Here is an 18,242-nt window from a genome sequence, read left to right on the forward strand (position 1 = left end):
GAAAAAGAGTGCCCGACTGTTTCCAGCCTGCACTCCTATCCGTGACGCTACCTAATTATTGTTTGTTCCTCATTTAATTCTATATCCTCTTCTTCTCCATCGCTTCTTCCAGCTAGCATAAGGCATATGATCATAATAAAAGCAATTAGTGCAAGTAATGGAATTGTAATAAATCCGAACCAGTTCAAATAATCCACATTGCATGGGATTCCTACAGAACACGGTGCAATCTTAGAGAATGCGGGAACCATCTGCTCCAAATAATGAAATATTGAGACACAACCACCTATAATACTCAAGGGAAGAACATACGAAATGATCTTACGATCATCTTTATAGCTAGCAATTCCCAATAGTATTACTTGAGGATACATAAAAATCCTTTGAATCCAGCATAGTTTGCAAGGTTCATAGAGTAGCACTTCACTTAAATACAAACTTCCACCTGTAGCAATAATCGATACCATCCAGGCTAAGTACAGCGAGTAAGTCTTGAAGAAACCTTTCACTTTCATGGTTATTTCTCCTCTTGCCCCGCATTCTGTAATGCCACTTCATCTTTGATTGCCTTTGCAAGGTCTTCATAATTCATGCCACTAGGTGCATCGAACTGCTTACCATTAATAAATACGGTAGGTGTACTACGTACATTATTCGATCCCGCTAGCCTAATATGCTCGTCCACTTCATCCTGATACGTCTTATTGGCAATATCTTCTGTTAGCTTGTCATAATCAATATTGAGATTCGCTTGACGTGCTAATTCTACAAGATACTCAGGTGTAGCCCACTCCGTACTCTCATCTTGTTGGTTATCATACAGAGCATGATAGTATTTCCAGAATTCTTCGTTATTCTGATGGTATACTGATTGAGCTGCTAATGCCGCAGTATTCGAATCCCCATCCGGACTAATGACAAGATAATTCATATAGTGAAAAGATGCGAGTCCCGTATCTACAAAATCCTTTATCAGTTGCGGTTTAAACTGCTGACTGAAATATTGACAGGATGGACATTTATAATCACCAAACTCAACTATTTTGACGGGTGCATCGACATTCCCCACTACGGGTAGTTGATCATACGGAAATGAAGCAACCTCATCATTCGAACTTGGTCTAAGGGCAAGTGCTAGGATAATAATGATGACAATCGCTGCCCCACTGATCCACATGATTTTTTGTACTCGTTTTCTTTGCAATTCTCTTTCTGCTTTACGCATAGCGATCGCATTGGCATTCTTCTTTGGTTTCATGGACCTGATCTAACCCCTTCCTTCTTCCTATTTCACGCTGGAAATTTAATATGTGTACTCACCTATGAATACTCATAGATGCTTAACTATAGCAATTATAGTAACTCACCAGTATCAAGTCAAACGGTTTAGAAACTCCTAACAATATAGTACACTTAGTTTAATCTAAATATATCCAAAAGGAGTCCTTACCTATGGCATTAATTCAATGTAACTTTTTCTCTGAAGTTCTCGGATTGAGTACTTCCATGACTGTCATTCTACCACAGCAAACAAGAAATCAGATTGGTATGAACAATAAGAAGTTCGGGGATAAACATCCTACCTTGTATCTATTACATGGATTAAGCGATGATGATTCCATTTGGCTACGTCGTACCTCTATAGAACGTTATGTGGCGGAAATTGGAATTGCTGTCGTCATGCCACAGGTTCATCTTAGCTTCTATACCGATATGAGTCACGGCAATCGTTATTGGACCTTTATTAATGAAGAACTACCTCAGATTGCTAGATCCTTCTTCCCCCTCTCGGATGCAAGAGAAGATAATTTTGTCGCAGGGTTATCCATGGGTGGCTATGGTGCCATGAAGCTAGCTTTACGTAGACCAGATCAATATGCCGCTGCAGCTAGCTTGTCCGGTGCGCTTGATATAGCAAATGGTAGGTTACGTGGAGATCATCCTTTGATTTTTGACCAGATCTTTGGCAACCAAGATATCCATGGAACCGATGATGACCTTCTATGGTTACTCCAACAGTCTGATCAATCCGACGGACCTAAACCTCTTCTTTATCAATGCTGTGGAACAGAAGACTTCCTATATGATGATAATCAAGCCTTTCGAGAAGCATGCTCTCGAACCAATCACCATCTGACCTATGAGGAAGAATCAGGTTCGCACGAATGGGGATATTGGGATGCCAAAATTCAAAACGTCTTGAAATGGCTCCCGCTTCGGACTGCCTACGATAAGTCATAAACTCACTTTATACTTGACGATAAGGGTAGCTCTGTACTATCTTTTATAATTAACCAATGGTTGAAAGGATGGTGAAGCATGATGTTTCAAGCGATTCCTTACGAGGAAGACCGAAGCAATTCATTCGCAGCTGTATTAGAACAATTAAAATCTCTTATTCATGACGAGCCTAATGCTATCGCTAACTTAAGCAATGCTTCTGCTCTGCTCAACTTATTTATGAAGGATATTAATTGGGTCGGGTTCTATCTCTTTGACGGCAAGGAACTTGTACTTGGTCCATTCCAGGGCTTACCCGCATGTATACGAATCCCATTAAGTCGTGGTGTATGTGGAACTGCTGCTTCCGAACGACGCACGTTATTGGTCGATGATGTTCACGACTTCCCAGGTCATATCGCTTGCGATGCAGCCTCGAACAGTGAAATTGTCGTTCCAATCATTAAGAATGGTGAATTGTACGGTGTACTCGATATCGACAGTCCCCTGAAGAAGCGCTTTGATAGCGATGAGCAACAATTTCTAGAGCAGTTTGTGGAGATCCTTACAGCTCAGATTTAGCTCAATGCATAGATTATATCCATTCGAAAGAAAAGAAGCCCCTCCAGTTACATAACTTAACTGATGGGGCTTCTTTTGTAATATCTAAATTTAATGATAGTCGACTATGCCAAAATAGACCTAACATTTCGAAGTATATCTTTTACCACTTCGGAATCGGCACCTCACTTCATTCCTTAACCGATCCTAATGTAATACCCGTGATGAAGAACCGTTGCAGAAACGGGTAAACCACTAGTACAGGGATCATAGCAATAAATATTTTAGCTGAATTCAAGGTACGGTTAGATAGCTCACTCATACGTTGAATTTGTTCAGCTGTCATCGTATTGGCATCAATAACAACAACCATCTGTTGGATATAGGTCTGTAGCGGATAATGATCTGCAGTTGACATGAGTACTAATCCGTTAAAAAACTCATTCCAGTGATACACGATACTAAATAGTGTCACCGTAGCAATAACAGGACCTGCAAGAGGCACAAAGATCTGAATCATCATCCGCCAAGGACCTGCGCCATCTACTAATGCTGCCTCTTCAAGTTCCTTGGGTAAATTACGGAAAAAGTTAATGACGAGAATCACACTGAATACAGGAACACTACTTCCTAATACTAACGCCCATATATTATTAATTAACCCTAGTGATTTAACCGTCATATACCAAGGGATCAATCCACCATTAAATAGCATAGTGAATACGAGAATCCACATGAGCACATTGCGGAATGGCAATTCCTTATTGCCTTTGGATAGGGGATATGCCATCAATAAAATGATCACAAAGTTCAATCCGGCGCCTAGAACCACACGTTGTATGGAAATCCAGAATGAATTAAAGAATTTGCTATCACCCATAATTTCTTTATATGAACTCAAGTTAAATCCTACCGGCCATAATCCAACTCGACCTGAGCTGGCTGCTGCATTATCACTAAGTGATACGGCAAGAGTATACCAAATTGGAAGTATACATAAGAGAGCAATACCCACCAGGAAGATGATAAGAAAGACATCGAACAGCTTAGAACCTGCTGTGTTATCTTTAACCATAGAAGTATTCTCCTTTTTATTAAAAGATACGATAATTAGCGAATCTCGATGCCAAGTAGTAAGAGATTGTAATCATTAAGAAGCTGACGACAGATTTCAGTAGACCCATTGCTGTGGCTAAACTGAATTGTAAATTCACTAGCCCTGTACGATATACCCATGTATCAATGATATCACCACTTGAGTAGACAAGAGGGTTGTATAGATTGAATATTTGTTCAAATCCAGCATTCAAAACATTTCCTAAACTAAGTACGGAAAGCAATATAATAGCTGATACGATTCCAGGGATCGTGATATTTTTCATCCGTTGTAAACGTGAAGCTCCATCAATTGCTGCAGCCTCGTATAAGGCAGGGTTAATGCTTGTTAGAGCTGCTAAATAGATAATCGTATTGAATCCAAATTCCTTCCAGACGTCACTTCCGACGACTAATGCTGGAAATAGATCTGCTCTGCCAAAGAATAGAATTGGCTTCACATCAAATACGGATAACATCTGATTCACCGGTCCTGTATAACCAAACACATCTAATAAAATTCCAGATAAAATAACCCAAGAGATAAAGTGAGGTAAATAGACAATGGTTTGAATCCATCTTTTTAGATAGTTTATCCTAAGCTCATTTAGCAATAAGGCGAAAATTAGTGGAATCAGTAGATTCCCAATTATTTTTAATATAGCTATAAAGACTGTGTTAAACAGAATCGTACCGCTATCGTTAAGTGAGAACATATATTTGAAATTTTCTAAGCCAACCCACTCTGAATGGAGAATGCCGAGACCGGGATTATAGTCTTGAAAAGCCATAACAATTCCAAACATGGGCACGATACTGAACAAAATTAACCAGATGAAGCCGGGAAGAAGCATGAGATAATAATGTTTGGCAAATCCCTTGTTTACCATGGATATCACACTTCCTTTCTCCTCATGTTGATAGAAAGGCACCAGAGGTTGCCTGGTGCCTACAACTTATTACTTCGCCAATTCTGCTACTTCTGCCAGAATTTCATCTCCACCCTGCTTCTTCCAATCCTCTACGAACGTATCGAATGTATCAAGGGGTGCTGCTCCCATAATGATCTTAAGGAATGTTTCTTTCTCCATCTTGTCGAGCGTAGCCCATTTACTCTCCATCGTCTTCGTTTGTGAATACGTTAAACTGTACGTTTTCTTGTATGGCTCCATAAGTGGTGCAATACCAACCATGGTAGAGTACATTCGCTTCCAGGCACCATTATCCGCATTAGGGTCCCAATATTGGATATCCATATTGTCATATGGCTCAAGTTTAACTTTCTTAATATTCTCAGCGTCTGCCTTCAATAATTTATAACCGGGAATATCCAACTCCTCTGCTGTCTTGGTTCCCGCCATAACTTCCTTCATCATATTGTAGGTAACATACATTTCATCCATTGGGGCAAATACGATCCGTAGTGGATAATTACCAATACCTACATTCACATCAAATGTAGATTCATCTCTTAATAGGAGATTCTCCATCTTAATAGCTGCTTCTGGATACTTATAGTCCTTGCGAACAACGAGATATTGATTCGAAGGTGTACCCATATGTGGTGTGAATTCTCCATTACTATCTAAGAGGGAATAAGCCTGCCAATTTGCTTCTGGATTGTTCTTAATGGCATCCGCTAAGGGTCCATATCCTCCTGCCCACCAAAGACCGAAATAAATACCTGAGGTTCCATTCTTAATTAATTCTTGCGCATCCTTACGAATGCTCATCTCTTGATCAATTAGTCCCTTAGCATACAAGTCACGTAGTTTGGCAAGCGCTTCTTTCGTTTCCGGTTCAATCGAACCATATGTTGGCTTCCCATCAGCACCTTCTAACCAAAATCCTGGATAGGAATGATACGCACCGAAGACTGGGTCAAAACCATAGTTGTTGTTGTTAGGATTAATAAAATCTGCATTTAGCAGCCCACCTGATTGTGGACCGGTGATACCGATGGTATCCGCTTTCCCGTTCCCATCAGGATCTTGTTCAACAAATGCTTTTGCAACTTTCTCTAAATCTTCTATGTTTCTTGGTACCTCAAGATTCAATTTCTCTAACCAATCCTTACGAATCCACATGATATGCTGCATATCGGATTCCGCTGTTACGTTAGGCAATGCATACATTTTACCGTCAAATGTCACGGACTTCATAGCGAGTCCCTCAGTTGTCTCAATAATGGATTTGAGTGTAGGCGAAGCGTATTGCTCATATGCCTCAGTCAGGTCAGCCAGTTGATTACTTTTCACCATCTGTCTAAGTTGTGTATCCGTCACAACAAGTGCATCTGGAAGATCATCACTAGCAATAGACAGGTTAACTTTTTGCGTGTAATCCTTCCCAACTCCAGCTTGCCAAATAATCTTTGTTTCTATATTCAATTTCTCTTTTACATATCTTGTATAGGTATTGTTCTCTGGTGTATCTCCAGAAGGTAAGCTTTTATCCGCTGAATCCACTTCTTTACCAATGTTAATTGTGATGATATCACTGTACTTACCGAACGGGTCGTTTGGGTCTTGAGTAACATTATCTGTCTTACTAGCAGTATTGCCATTTCCACATGCTGTTAGGATCAGCAACACCGTTATCAATGTCAAGGTAATGCCTTTTCTCATACTCTTCATATTCGCCCCTTCTTTCATCCTTGGTATTTACTTGCATCCTTAAAGTAACACAGGATCTAACTAACCTAAGATAGAAAGCGGTTACAACATTAGATAGAAAAATGACTTGGATTGGACATATTGTTAGCGCTTATACATATGAATTACAACGTTTATCTACCTATTTTCCAGACACTACTCTACCCTCTTGCACTTTGATACGATACTCACTTGGGAGCATACCCGTATGTTCGCGGAAGGAGCGACTGAAATATTTATCATCTTCGTATCCTACATTACCAGCGATCCAGAGAATGGTTTTATTACTGTATTGCAGGTAATGTTTGGCTTTCTCGATACGTGTTTCTCGTAAATATTGATTGAAACTTTTACCGACAATCTCCTTGAAACATTGACTAAAGTAACTTCGACTCATGTTGACTCTTTTGGCGATGTCTGTGGCAGTCAGCTGATGATCAAACTCCTCATGAATGAACACTACCGCATTCATAATACATTTAATAACCTCTGGTGAGAATCCTGTCTTATTCAAAGCATGACGAATCTGATGACGCATTTGAGTAAACCATACTTCTACCTGTTGCCAAGAGTCTAGTGAATCCTGAAGTTGAACAGAAATTGGACTGATTTTGACAAATTGATTGTTCCAATGATCTAAGAATGCGTAAAGAAATCCAATAAGTTTAGCCTGTGGCAAGTGATATGTCTTTAATTCCTCTAAAATCTTGTAGTAAACAGCATCTTGATATACCCATTCCAAAGCATACCAATTCACCTTAAACAGATTCATTGTATCTTCTATAAGATCCTCTCGTGCATGATCTACCGTTCGTATAGACTTCCCAATAATTCTCCTAGTTGGATTGTAATCGTAGAAGAAATCATTTTCCTTATATTCTTGGATCCAGCCATACACTTCTTGAGTTGATAAATCTAGAATTCCGTTCAAATCTATAATTGCCCATTCTGATCTTGATTCTATCTCCTTCACAAGTGTTTCTAGCCAGCGTTCACCTTCAACACTATTCGATGGGGTAAAGAGAAAGAGATTGTGTCCTAGTTCTACTACACCCTCATTATATCTAGGTATCCAAGTGCTTGTAGGGTTACCACTAGAAACACGATTTATAGATAGCAATACATAGGTCTGATTAACGATGAACCGATCCTCATGATTATCTTGTCTACTCAGCCCACCAATTCTTAATTGTTCATGTTCTAATATGCGGTTATGAATCCTCCCGAGAACCTCTTCAAACTTCTCCTTCTCAAGCTGAACCTTAGCAATATAATCTATGGCCCCAAGTCTCATCGCTTCCTGTATATATTCAAAATCCTGATGGAGCGTCAATACAACGACATGCACATGGGGATACCTCTTTCGCACGATTCGCATCAGTTCAATCCCGGACATAACCGGCATAGAGAGATCTGTTAGCATTAGATCAACCTCATGTTCATCGAGAAATTCAAGTGCTTTCTCACCGTTACTTGCTTCTCCGACAACTGACATTCCGAAGTTCTGCCAAGGCATAGCAGATATGAGACCTTTGCGAACCAACTTATCATCATCAACGATAATCACTCTAATCATGATGAACAACACCTCCAATAGGTAAGCTTAAGTGAATCGTTGTTCCTTTACCGATGATACTTGTGACTCTAAGTTCGGCCTGACCTCCATAATAGACCTCAATCATACGCTTAACATAATTCATTCCAATTCCCATACCAACTTTTCGATTCTCTGTTTCCGGATGGTGAAGTATATTCTGTATTTTCTCCTCTGACATTCCTGCACCATCATCCCGAATGAAGATGTTTATAAAGTCAGATATCTGAACATCGATTTCGATGTAACCATCATCATCTAGACCATGGTAAAGAGAATTCTCAACTAGCGGTTGTAGTATAAACCTTGGAATTGGGATTTCCAATACTTCCTGATCCACATGAATATGAACATCGAATTGAAAATCGTACCGGATTTGTTGCAGAATCAAATATTGTTTCACAGCTTCGATTTCTTCTTGAATGGTAGATGATTGGCCTAATTTACCTAGATTATAATGCAGCAATTTATTTAACGATGAGACCAGGCGATCAATTTCATCCTGCCCATTCATGACTGCTAGCCAATGGACGGTGTCGAGTGTATTCATTAGAAAATGTGGATTAATCTGATACAATAATTTCTCCACTTCTAGATCGGCTCTGCGCTTCTCTTTGTTCTCTACCTCAGCAAACAGGTCCCATATTTGAATCTTCATTTGTTGAAATTGATGTAATAGAGAATCAAACTCTGGTATTTTGGTCTTCATAACGCTGACTTGAACATTATTCTGTGCCATGAGTTTTATTTCCTTATTGAAGCCCGTTAGCGGACGGTATACCATTGTCCACAATAACCAAGCTAGAAATAGAGTCATTCCAAGGAAGAGTAACGCAAACAAGGCGATTTGAACAAACCAACGATTCATTTCTTTGTTATAATCAGACTTTGAGATGAGTGAAATGACGCTCCAACCTTGATTACTTATCTGCCTATACCAATAATACCCGTGTTGTGTACCTGATAATTGATCTTTATCAAAATGAGGAAATAACGAATCTATCTCAAAGTCAGCAGTAGCATCACTATAGGCTATTCTACCATTATTATCCAATATCACATGTGAAGTTAAGCCACCAATATCATTATGTAGAATACTTTGCGTTAATTTAAAACCTGTTTCAATATATACATACACATTCTGAAGATTAGGTGAATCTACCTTTCGCATAGCAGATAATACAAATTGATTGTCGAAGCGATTGTTACTAACATGCGGACCATAATAGGAAATCTTACTATATTCCGCGAGTAGTGGTAGGTCTTGTGGAGAGAAAGGATCCTTAACACCTGAGTTTTCAAGTTCGTAACTATGGTCATTAAGAAAATAATAGAGGGTAAGTCCAATGCTGGGGTTAGTAAAGGTGATTAGACCTAGTTCTTCCTTCAGATCACTCATCACTTTGGATCGAGCGAACGGCTCAGTAGTTGACATTAATTCATCAAGCTTATTGCCAACGACACCTCCAAAGGCAAGCTGTTGGGACACATGGTTTAAATTATTGATTGAGTTCTCTAACGAAAGCCCCACTTGTCTTAGGTTATTCTGAATGCCTGTTTGAATTTTGTTGGTGAGAATCGAGTAAATGGTGAAGTAAGATATCAGAACGATAGTAATAAAAGGAATGACCGAACTAAATAAAAAAATGATAATAATTCTTCTCTTAAGAGTCAGATAGTCATAGAGGTACACTCGTAATCTATTCATAAATCCCTTCATGATGACATTCCCTCTTCTACAATATCGGATTACCACCTGTTCTCCCTTTCAACTCTCCTAAGAACTACTTTCATGTGTATTGTACCAAAAAAAAGAAATTAATCTAGTAAATTGAATCAATTTCATAATTACGCAAACCTATTTAGGCGATTATGAAATTGATTCTTGAATAATATTATTTCCCTTTACTCTTCCCCAGGTTCACGAATTATCGTAAGTCCTTCAATGTGTTTCCGTCCCATGACTTTTCTCTTCTTGCGGTTCTCCTTGGAATCAAAAATAATATCTAAATCATAATCATCGGGATATAGTTCTCCCTTCTCCAGAAATAGCTGCAGTCTTTTCTTATTCACTTGAAACCTCTGCTTCTGAATCATCACTCCCACCATTCCCATCGCGTCCTCTTGTCTGTAGACAATTCCTGTCCTTCCGAGATTGCTGGCATAGACGCTATCCCCTACTTGAAATTTTACTGAAGGAGTGGGAGGTTTCTTCGGGTTGTCTGGATTTGTCTTATCTATTGTCACTGACGTTGTATCGAAATTCGCTTCATTAGCACCATCACTTGCGTTTGCATGATCTTCGATGAACATATGCTGCCTCCAATCTTCCGAAATCGAGCTACGTTGTTTCGTAACGATATCCCGTGACCGATCCACGATGATAGAGGCCATTCCGAGTTTCTGAGCAATCTCAATGGCATAACTTTGTCCCGACTCTCCAATGGTTAAGCGGTACAAAGGCTCTAACGTCTCTACATCGAACTCCATTCTAGCATTCTGAAATCCAGCAGTACGGGAAGCAAAGCTCTTCAATTCGTTGAAATGTGTTGTGACCATCATGCAGGCACCTCTACGGTTCAATTCTTCCAGAATCGCAATCGACAATGCCATTCCTTCTCCCGGGTCAGTACCTGCTGCCAGTTCATCAATCAGTAAAAGTGTCGACCTATCTGCAATCCTGACCATATGAGTGATCCGCTGAATTTGTGCTGAGAAGGTACTTAGGGACTGCTCGATACTCTGACCATCGCCAATAACCGTCATGACATTGGAAAATACAGCGAACATGCTACCTGGCTCGACAGGTACTAGCATTCCTGACTGTACCATAAGCGTAAGTAGTCCTAATGTTTTTAACGCTACCGTCTTACCACCTGTGTTCGGTCCTGTAATAATTAATGATCGATACCCCTGCCCCATTTCCACAGATAGAGGAATCATCTTTTGTAGAAGCAGTGGATGCTTCGCTCCATGAATAGAGATTAACCCACGATCATTTAATTGAACAGCGACACCTCCAATAGACCGAGCATATTTAGCTTTAGCGATAATAAAATCATACGTCCCTGTGATTTCAATGTTCAGCTTGATGGCAGTAGCATCTGCTTCGAGCAAAAGTGTTAGTCCATGAAGTACAATCCCTTCCTCCCTTGCTTCTTCTGCCTCCAGCATATTCATCTCTACTTGGAGATCCGAGATTTCATCTGGCTCCATATAGACGGTTTGCCCGCTAGTTGATTGATCCAACACCACTCCCTTAACCAACTTGTGGTACTCCTTCTTTACTGGAATCACATATCGTCCATTCCTAACACTAACTAAGTTTTCTTGTAAAATTGCTTGGTGCTTGGAAAGAATGGTTGCTATCTTTTTCTGAATACGCTCTTTAATTACGACGATTTTCTTACGAACCCTCTCTAGATTTTTACTGGCTTGATCACTCACTCTGCCATACTCAATACAACGTTCAATCTCGCTTCTCACTTTCGTTAATTCATCCAGAGAAGAAGCATACGTACTAATGACAGGTGCAATATCCCCTTTACTCGCCATATATTTCTTCAACTGACTGCAACTGTTGAGAAAGGTGTATACTGCCATAAAGTCATGCTCCGTGAACATATAGCCTGTATTCAGCAAAGAGATGACATAATCAACCCCCTCCAAAGAGGGTAAAGGAATACTTGCACCTTTCTCCAGCAATGCCCTAGCCTCATCTGTCTCTTCCATTGCTCGCTGAATGGCTCTCATTTGGTCCATCGGTTGAAGCTCTGTGATTCTCTTTCTTCCTGCATAAGATACCGCATATGCCATGATACTTTCCTTCATTCTGTCATACTCCAACATACTTAAAGTTACTTTATCCATGTTGTACATGAACCTCCTTTTTTTATAAAAAACAAAAAGAGGGCAAAGAAGTGACGAATGTCATTCTTTGCCCTCAAATCCAGTTATTCATTTCTCTGTGTAAACGCAAAAAATCGTGCTCCAAGAGCACGATCGCGTACAGTTTGAACGGAACGCCTCCTCATGCTCTAGTCATGAGGAACTTCCATTCATACTATATTTACAAAGAAATAAACAGCCAAAGGCGCCGTTTGATGCTTCGCGTGTTCTTAACTATTCCCAGACCTTTATACAACATAAGAAAATAAACCCACTCATTTGAGTGAAATTTTCTTATCATACAATCAGTCCATATGGAGTTTTATTAGTTAAGAACATACCCCGTCATCAAAATCTCTCCCTTTTGGTTAGGATGAAACCAATTTACCAGTGATCCCTTCTAAAGTCAATAGGCTTTCGCTGGCCGTTTCAATACAACTGCTCCAGCTTGCTGTAGGTGCACGTTACCCTGAACTGCTTCCTCCGTCAACAGATCAGTATAGGAGTGATCATCAAGAGTGACTTCTTGCTTCTCTCCGCTGAAATTCAACAAAAAGACGAAGTCGGATTCACCGTCACTGCGCATCTGAACTGTTACACCAGTGGGTAGCAAAGAATCGATCACTTTAGAAATTCCAAGATTGGTTACAAGCTTACGATAGAATTCGGTATGGAAGCTTTCATCTGAACGTGCTGCGATATAGTACGCTTGGCCTTTTCCTAATGTATTAACAGTTAAGGCTGGTTTACCTACATAGAAATCATTAGTATAACTAGCTAGTACTTCTGCTCCTTCTACATGAATAAGGTCACATAATTCACTCAGCTCATAGTCTCCTGATAATCCTAGTGAATTCCCTTCCACCATACGGAATCCATTCTTATCCCGTTCATGCAATCCATCGATCTCCTCTGACCAGATCCCCAGTGTCTTGCGCAGTGGTCCGGGGAAACCACCTAAGAAACATAGATCATTCTCATCGACAATACCAGACCAATAGGTTGCCACGAACGTACCACCACTCTGTACCAATTGTTCAATTCGTTCACCTACCCCAGGTCGAACCATATATAACATAGGTGCAATAACCAGCTTATAAGCAGAAAGGTCTTGCTCCATATCAATGATAGCAACAGGTATCCCTAAATCCCAGAACGCCTGATAATGCTGGATCACCGTATCCTCATATTTAATTCCTACATTACGAGGCCCCTGTGCATCTTTGATGGCCCAACGATTCTCCCAATCAAAAATAATGGCTACTTCTGGTTGTACACTACTCCCCTTCACTTCATTCAGCTTCTCTAGTGCATCTCCAACTTCTGCTACATCGCGGAATACACGGGTATGCTCATGTCCAACATGATCAACAACAGCACCATGGAACTTCTCGCTAGATCCTCGACTCTTGCGCCATTGGAAGTATTGTACTGAATCGGATCCATGAGCGACCGCATGCAAGGATGATAGTAGATGCATGCCAGGACGCTTATTCTTACTGACTTCCTGCCAATTCGTCAGGCTAGGTGTGCTCTCCATGAGTAGGAATGGCTGACCACCTTTAATCGAACGAAATATATCATGGTTAAATGAGAACCATGTCGCTTGCTTACGATCACTACTTGCATCATGCCAAGTAGGATAAGCATCCCAGGAGACAACATCAACCACGTCAGCGAATTTCCAATAGTTTAATCCTTCATATAGATCCATGAAGTTGGTTGTTGCAGGTAATGCTGGATTAATCTCCTTCAATGGTTTGATTTCATGACGATAGAAGTCTACTGTCTGATCCGTTACGAATCGCTTCCAATCCAGATTCTGACCATGTACCATCATCTCACCACGTGGTGAAGGGGATTCGACCTGCGCCCAATCACTATACGTATGACTCCAGAACGTTGTCCACCACGCATGATTCAAGGCATCCAAATTCACATACTTACGTTTAAGCCATTCACGAAACGCTTCCTGACAGTAATCGCAGTGACAATCTCCACCATATTCATTCGAGATATGCCAACCAATGACGGCTGGATGCTGTGAATAACGTTCAGCGAGTTTGCTATTCATGATCTCAACTTTGTCCCGATACACAGGAGAAGTATAGCAATGGTTATGCCGAAATCCATGTATATTGCGTACACGCTCACGATTCACGCGAAGCACCTCTGGATATGCAGCCGACATCCATGCAGGTCTGGCACCACTCGGTGTCGCTAAGAAGGCATAGATTCCATTCTTCGCGAAGCGATCCAATACCCCATCAAGCCATTCGAACGTAAATATTCCTTCTTCTGGCTCCAAGGAGGCCCAGGCAAAGATTCCAACTGACATCACATTACATTTCGCAAGCTTCATCAGTCGAATATCTTCTGTTAATACGTCAGGATATTGTTGCCATTGATCTGGATTATAGTCTGCCCCATGTAACATACTAGGGATCTTATCACTGAAAGGTGGATATACTTTTGCTGGCATGGAGAATCAACACTCCTTAAATTTATATTTTAAAACGGAGAACAACATCACATCTATCATGAAACTGTCGACCACTATTCCTTAACCGAACCCATTACGAGACCTGATGCGAAATACTTCTGTAAGAATGGATATACAATTAGGATAGGTAATGCACCAATAAAAATTTGTGCCGATTTCACCGTCTTCGTAGAGATTAACTCCATTTCCTTTGGATTAATACTCATTGAACTCATATCTCTTTGAATAATAACCGTTTGCAAAAAGGTGGCCAGAGGATAATCTTTCGAATTATTAATATACAGTAGACCATCAAACCATGAGTTCCATTGTGTCACCATGCTGAATAGTGCTAATGTTGCAATCGCAGGTAGTGATACGGGTAAATAGATACTGAACATAACCCGAAAATGCCCTGCACCATCAATTAATGCCGCTTCCTCCATCTCTTTAGGTACACCACGGAAAAAGTTAAGAAGCAGAATCGTAAGATACACATTAACCGCACCTGGTAGTACAAGCACCCAGAAGGAATCCATCAGTCCGATCTTCTGAATGACGATGTAGAATGGAACGAGTCCCCCACTAAAGATCATCGTAAACACAAACAACCACGAGTATATATTTCTTCCTTTGAATGCCGAATCCTCTTTAGATAGTGGGTAGGCTGCAAGAAAGGCTAATAATAGTGTTAATCCTGTACCAATGACTGTTCTTTTAATTGATACCCAGATCGAATGTACGAAAATGGGATTAGACATCGTCTTTTTATAAGATTCAATCGTAAAATCTATCGGCCATAATCCAACTAAATTTGCGTCTGCTGCTGCTTTGGAGCTAAATGATACAGCTAATACATGAACAAGTGGAATGATACATAACAACGCAATGATGATCATGAAGCAAATGTTAATAACATTAAATACACGATATGATAATGTTTTGTGATACATATATGCCTCTCCTTTCTCTAGAAAATTCGGTAGTTTGCCCATTTATAAGCTAAACGGTATGAGATTAGAATCAAGATCATACTGATCACGGACTTGAAGAGGCCAATCGCAGTTCCGAATCCCATCTCTCCATTTAAGATCGCTGTCCGGTATACAAATGTATCAATGATGTCACCTTTCTCGTAGACCAATGAATTGTATAAGTTAAAAATCTGATCAAATCCTGCGTTTAGCACATTCCCAAGTGCTAAAGTACCTACAACTATTGCTATAGGAATCATTGATGGAATCGTGATATGAATGGTTTGTTTCAAGCGACTAGCCCCATCAACCTCCGCTGCCTCATAGAGCGATGGATTAATATTAGCCAAGGCAGCTAAGAATACCACGGTACCAAATCCGAATTCCTTCCATACATCGGATACGATAACAGTGAATCTGAACCAGTTTCCTTTACCAAGAAAGAAGATCGGTTCTATACCGAACACTCCGACCAACACTCGATTAACAATTCCTCCATCTGTTGAGAGAATATCAATTAATATCCCTCCCAAGATCACCCATGATAGGAAATGGGGAAGATACACTAATGTTTGTACGAATCGTTTGAAGAACATTTTACGAAGCTCATTTAGTAATAAAGAGAATACAAAAGGAACACTTAAATTAAAGACTAATTTCAATACCGCAATAACTAGTGTGTTCCAGATGACTTGAATGCTATCTTGTCTTTCGAATAAATAACGAAAATTATCTAATCCCACCCACTCAGACCCTGATATTCCAAGCCACGGCTTAAAATTCTGAAAAGCCATCACCACGCCGCCCATTGGAATAAAGTTAAAGATGATAAGGAATAGAAGTGAAGGCAACAACATCAGATGAAATTGCCAGTTCTTTTTTAAAGTTCCCATAAGCTCACTCCTTGCAAATTTCAAGTCTTATTAAACATCCCAGAACCACAATTTCATGGCCTGGGATGCTCATTCAATCTATTTATTTGACTGTGTCATACCAGTCATTAACTTCTTGAGTGATTTGGTCACCACCAGAGCTCTTCCATGTTTCTACAAATTGATCAAAAGAATCTACCGATTTTTCTCCATATATAATTTCGTTAAAGGCTTGGCTTTCGATTTTGTTCAAATAATCCATCTTCGATTTCATCGTAGTTGTTGTTGGACCCGTGAACATATTCTTCATTGAAATACTATCTTGCTCTAATAATACTTTAGCAGCCGCTGGAGTCTCTGCTCCATAATTATTCTTCACTTCAAGTTCAAGTTTGGTCTTAGCTTCTTGGCCGTTAGCTAGATTCAATAGTGCCTTCATCTGAGCATCAGGGATACGTGCTCCGTCGCGAACAAGCAGATAACGTATACTGTTTACATAACCACCTGGAATATCGTCCAAGTGTAGTACCTTTCCACTGGCATCAACATCATAGTCATACCCTTTAAATAGACCATTATCAAATTCACTACCTACTTCAGGATTAGCTAAATTGTTAAACATATAGTTCTGATAAGTGAATAACGCTTCTGGATTCTTCATATCCTTATTAATTAACACAACACCATTCGTGAAATGCGTACCATGCCGTCCCGCTTTACCATCTGGACCGGTAGGAATAGCAATCGGCTTCCATACCGCACCTTCCACATTCTTCACTGTATCTGACAATGGCCAACCACTCATCCAGTAAGGACCTGGTATAATTCCCGCTTTCCCTGCAACAGCAGGTTCTGAGGCCTTATTCTCATCCCACAACGCTGCTTCCTTAGGAATATACCCTTTGGTGAACCATTCGTTAATCTTCTGTAACGCCTGTTTGCTACCAGAGTTAATAGAACCGTACTCCAGCTTCCCATCCGTACCAACATTCCATTGTTGTGGAATAGTTCCATATGCTCCGAATACCCAAGATGGATCAGCCATCCATGAGTTCCATGAATTTTTGAAGCCAATACTAAGCGGTACGACTTCATCAGGTGCAAGACCATCTGGATTGTTATTCTTAAATGCCTCCATCACGATCTCTAATTCATCTAACGTCTTAGGCGCTTCTAATCCTAATTTTTCCAACCAATCGTGACGAATCCAAAGTAAATAATCATGGTTATATGCGTAATCTAATACTGGAATTCCCATCTTTTCACCATTGCGAATGTATGTGTCCCACACATGATTGTCAATCTCAACCGCTTGCTTCCAAGCATCAGAAGCGTATTGGTCAAAAAGTGACCCTACTTCCCTAAACATTCCTGAATCTATCAAGTCTTGAGCAAGTTGTGCATCACCAATCGTAACAACATCAGGCATTTCCTGCCCAGATGACATCGCAAGTCTCATTTTTGTGGCAAATGCACCATTGGTATCTGTTACAGACCACAGAGATCTAATCTCAATACCAAGTGTATCTTTCGCCCATTGGGTTGCTACATTGTTCTCAATCGTCTCGCCATTCTTAAATTTAAGTTCCGGATCTACACCCCACACAGTCGTGATCGTCACAGGTGTATCGTATTTATCTTTGTATGCGTTTTCAATATTTGCGGTTTCACTCGTAGCTGGTTGGTTCTTGTCCGTAACTTGACTTCCCTCATTCTTATTACCAGAACATCCCGCTACAATGGCTACTACCATCAATAGGCATACCGATAACAACCCTTTCCTTGAGAAGGCCTTCATCCTTCATCCCCCTTATATTTCTTAATGAAAGTTAATTAACTACAACTTTAATTATAAAGGGCAATAGGCCTTCATCCTATGTCACGAACTTAAGATTTCTGCAC

The 18,242-nt window shown here is 40.2% G+C and carries 14 protein-coding genes; 2 read left to right on the forward strand and 12 right to left on the reverse strand.

Annotated features, from left to right (window positions below):
- Positions 1–47: 47 nt before the first annotated feature.
- Together LPB68_RS09050 and LPB68_RS09055 are read right to left on the reverse strand one after the other, a co-directional pair.
- On the reverse strand, positions 48–515 hold the full coding sequence (locus LPB68_RS09050; protein ID WP_068661424.1) for a disulfide oxidoreductase: 468 nt from the start codon (positions 513–515) through the stop codon (positions 48–50).
- A gap of 2 nt (positions 516–517) precedes the next feature.
- Positions 518–1,258, reverse strand: a complete 741-nt coding sequence (locus LPB68_RS09055) for a DsbA family protein (protein WP_068661425.1) — start codon at positions 1,256–1,258, stop codon at positions 518–520.
- Positions 1,259–1,452: 194 nt separating this feature from the next.
- Here LPB68_RS09055 and LPB68_RS09060 point away from each other — a divergent pair, with 194 nt between their 5' ends.
- The gene (locus LPB68_RS09060; RefSeq protein WP_068661426.1) at positions 1,453–2,241 is read left to right on the forward strand and encodes an alpha/beta hydrolase; all 789 of its coding nucleotides are present in this window, start codon (positions 1,453–1,455) and stop codon (positions 2,239–2,241) included.
- Between the two features lie 81 nt (positions 2,242–2,322).
- Positions 2,323–2,802: a GAF domain-containing protein gene (locus LPB68_RS09065; protein ID WP_068661478.1), complete on the forward strand. Its 480-nt coding sequence runs from the start codon at positions 2,323–2,325 to the stop codon at positions 2,800–2,802.
- A 169-nt stretch (positions 2,803–2,971) separates the two neighbouring features.
- Here the strand turns inward: LPB68_RS09065 and LPB68_RS09070 are convergent, their stop codons facing one another.
- From LPB68_RS09070 to LPB68_RS09115, 10 genes are all read right to left on the reverse strand, one after another.
- Positions 2,972–3,856 carry a carbohydrate ABC transporter permease gene (locus tag LPB68_RS09070; protein WP_068661427.1) on the reverse strand — a complete coding sequence of 295 codons (885 nt, stop codon included), beginning with the start codon at positions 3,854–3,856 and terminating at the stop codon, positions 2,972–2,974.
- A gap of 19 nt (positions 3,857–3,875) precedes the next feature.
- Entirely contained in the window at positions 3,876–4,766 is an 891-nt protein-coding gene (locus tag LPB68_RS09075; protein WP_068661479.1) for an ABC transporter permease, read from the reverse strand.
- A gap of 69 nt (positions 4,767–4,835) precedes the next feature.
- Positions 4,836–6,512: an extracellular solute-binding protein gene (locus LPB68_RS09080; RefSeq protein WP_068661428.1), complete on the reverse strand. Its 1,677-nt coding sequence runs from the start codon at positions 6,510–6,512 to the stop codon at positions 4,836–4,838.
- Positions 6,513–6,672: 160 nt separating this feature from the next.
- Positions 6,673–8,106, reverse strand: a complete 1,434-nt coding sequence (locus LPB68_RS09085; protein WP_068661429.1) for a response regulator transcription factor — start codon at positions 8,104–8,106, stop codon at positions 6,673–6,675.
- A complete protein-coding gene (locus tag LPB68_RS09090; RefSeq protein ID WP_237087916.1) occupies positions 8,099–9,844 on the reverse strand; it encodes a sensor histidine kinase in 1,746 nt (581 codons plus the stop codon). Before LPB68_RS09090 ends, LPB68_RS09085 begins: the two co-directional genes overlap by 8 nt.
- Before the next feature lie 185 nt (positions 9,845–10,029).
- Positions 10,030–11,994: an endonuclease MutS2 gene (locus tag LPB68_RS09095; RefSeq protein WP_068661430.1), complete on the reverse strand. Its 1,965-nt coding sequence runs from the start codon at positions 11,992–11,994 to the stop codon at positions 10,030–10,032.
- A gap of 424 nt (positions 11,995–12,418) precedes the next feature.
- Positions 12,419–14,494 (reverse strand): beta-galactosidase, encoded by a 2,076-nt coding sequence (locus tag LPB68_RS09100; RefSeq protein ID WP_068661431.1) that lies wholly within the window; start codon positions 14,492–14,494, stop codon positions 12,419–12,421.
- Between the two features lie 74 nt (positions 14,495–14,568).
- Complete coding sequence (locus tag LPB68_RS09105; RefSeq protein ID WP_068661432.1) at positions 14,569–15,447, reverse strand: carbohydrate ABC transporter permease; 879 nt, start codon at positions 15,445–15,447, stop codon at positions 14,569–14,571.
- 17 nt (positions 15,448–15,464) lie between these two features.
- On the reverse strand, positions 15,465–16,361 hold the full coding sequence (locus LPB68_RS09110; RefSeq protein ID WP_068661433.1) for an ABC transporter permease: 897 nt from the start codon (positions 16,359–16,361) through the stop codon (positions 15,465–15,467).
- Between the two features lie 82 nt (positions 16,362–16,443).
- The gene (locus LPB68_RS09115; RefSeq protein WP_068661434.1) at positions 16,444–18,138 is read right to left on the reverse strand and encodes an extracellular solute-binding protein; all 1,695 of its coding nucleotides are present in this window, start codon (positions 18,136–18,138) and stop codon (positions 16,444–16,446) included.
- Positions 18,139–18,242 lie beyond the last annotated feature (104 nt).

This window comes from Paenibacillus crassostreae, assembly GCF_001857945.1.
Lineage (GTDB): Bacteria > Bacillota > Bacilli > Paenibacillales > Paenibacillaceae > Paenibacillus_AQ > Paenibacillus_AQ crassostreae.

Coding starts and splice junctions, on each gene's coding strand:
- LPB68_RS09085 (WP_068661429.1), bottom strand. CDS start 8,106: ATGATTAGAGTGATTATCGTTGATGATGATAAGTTGGTTCGCAAAGGT.
- LPB68_RS09075 (WP_068661479.1), bottom strand. CDS start 4,766: ATGGTAAACAAGGGATTTGCCAAACATTATTATCTCATGCTTCTTCCC.
- LPB68_RS09080 (WP_068661428.1), bottom strand. CDS start 6,512: ATGAAGAGTATGAGAAAAGGCATTACCTTGACATTGATAACGGTGTTG.
- LPB68_RS09115 (WP_068661434.1), bottom strand. CDS start 18,138: ATGAAGGCCTTCTCAAGGAAAGGGTTGTTATCGGTATGCCTATTGATG.
- LPB68_RS09105 (WP_068661432.1), bottom strand. CDS start 15,447: ATGTATCACAAAACATTATCATATCGTGTATTTAATGTTATTAACATT.
- LPB68_RS09050 (WP_068661424.1), bottom strand. CDS start 515: ATGAAAGTGAAAGGTTTCTTCAAGACTTACTCGCTGTACTTAGCCTGG.
- LPB68_RS09100 (WP_068661431.1), bottom strand. CDS start 14,494: ATGCCAGCAAAAGTATATCCACCTTTCAGTGATAAGATCCCTAGTATG.
- LPB68_RS09095 (WP_068661430.1), bottom strand. CDS start 11,994: ATGGATAAAGTAACTTTAAGTATGTTGGAGTATGACAGAATGAAGGAA.
- LPB68_RS09110 (WP_068661433.1), bottom strand. CDS start 16,361: ATGGGAACTTTAAAAAAGAACTGGCAATTTCATCTGATGTTGTTGCCT.
- LPB68_RS09070 (WP_068661427.1), bottom strand. CDS start 3,856: ATGGTTAAAGATAACACAGCAGGTTCTAAGCTGTTCGATGTCTTTCTT.
- LPB68_RS09090 (WP_237087916.1), bottom strand. CDS start 9,844: ATGAAGGGATTTATGAATAGATTACGAGTGTACCTCTATGACTATCTG.
- LPB68_RS09055 (WP_068661425.1), bottom strand. CDS start 1,258: ATGAAACCAAAGAAGAATGCCAATGCGATCGCTATGCGTAAAGCAGAA.
- LPB68_RS09065 (WP_068661478.1), top strand. CDS start 2,323: ATGTTTCAAGCGATTCCTTACGAGGAAGACCGAAGCAATTCATTCGCA.
- LPB68_RS09060 (WP_068661426.1), top strand. CDS start 1,453: ATGGCATTAATTCAATGTAACTTTTTCTCTGAAGTTCTCGGATTGAGT.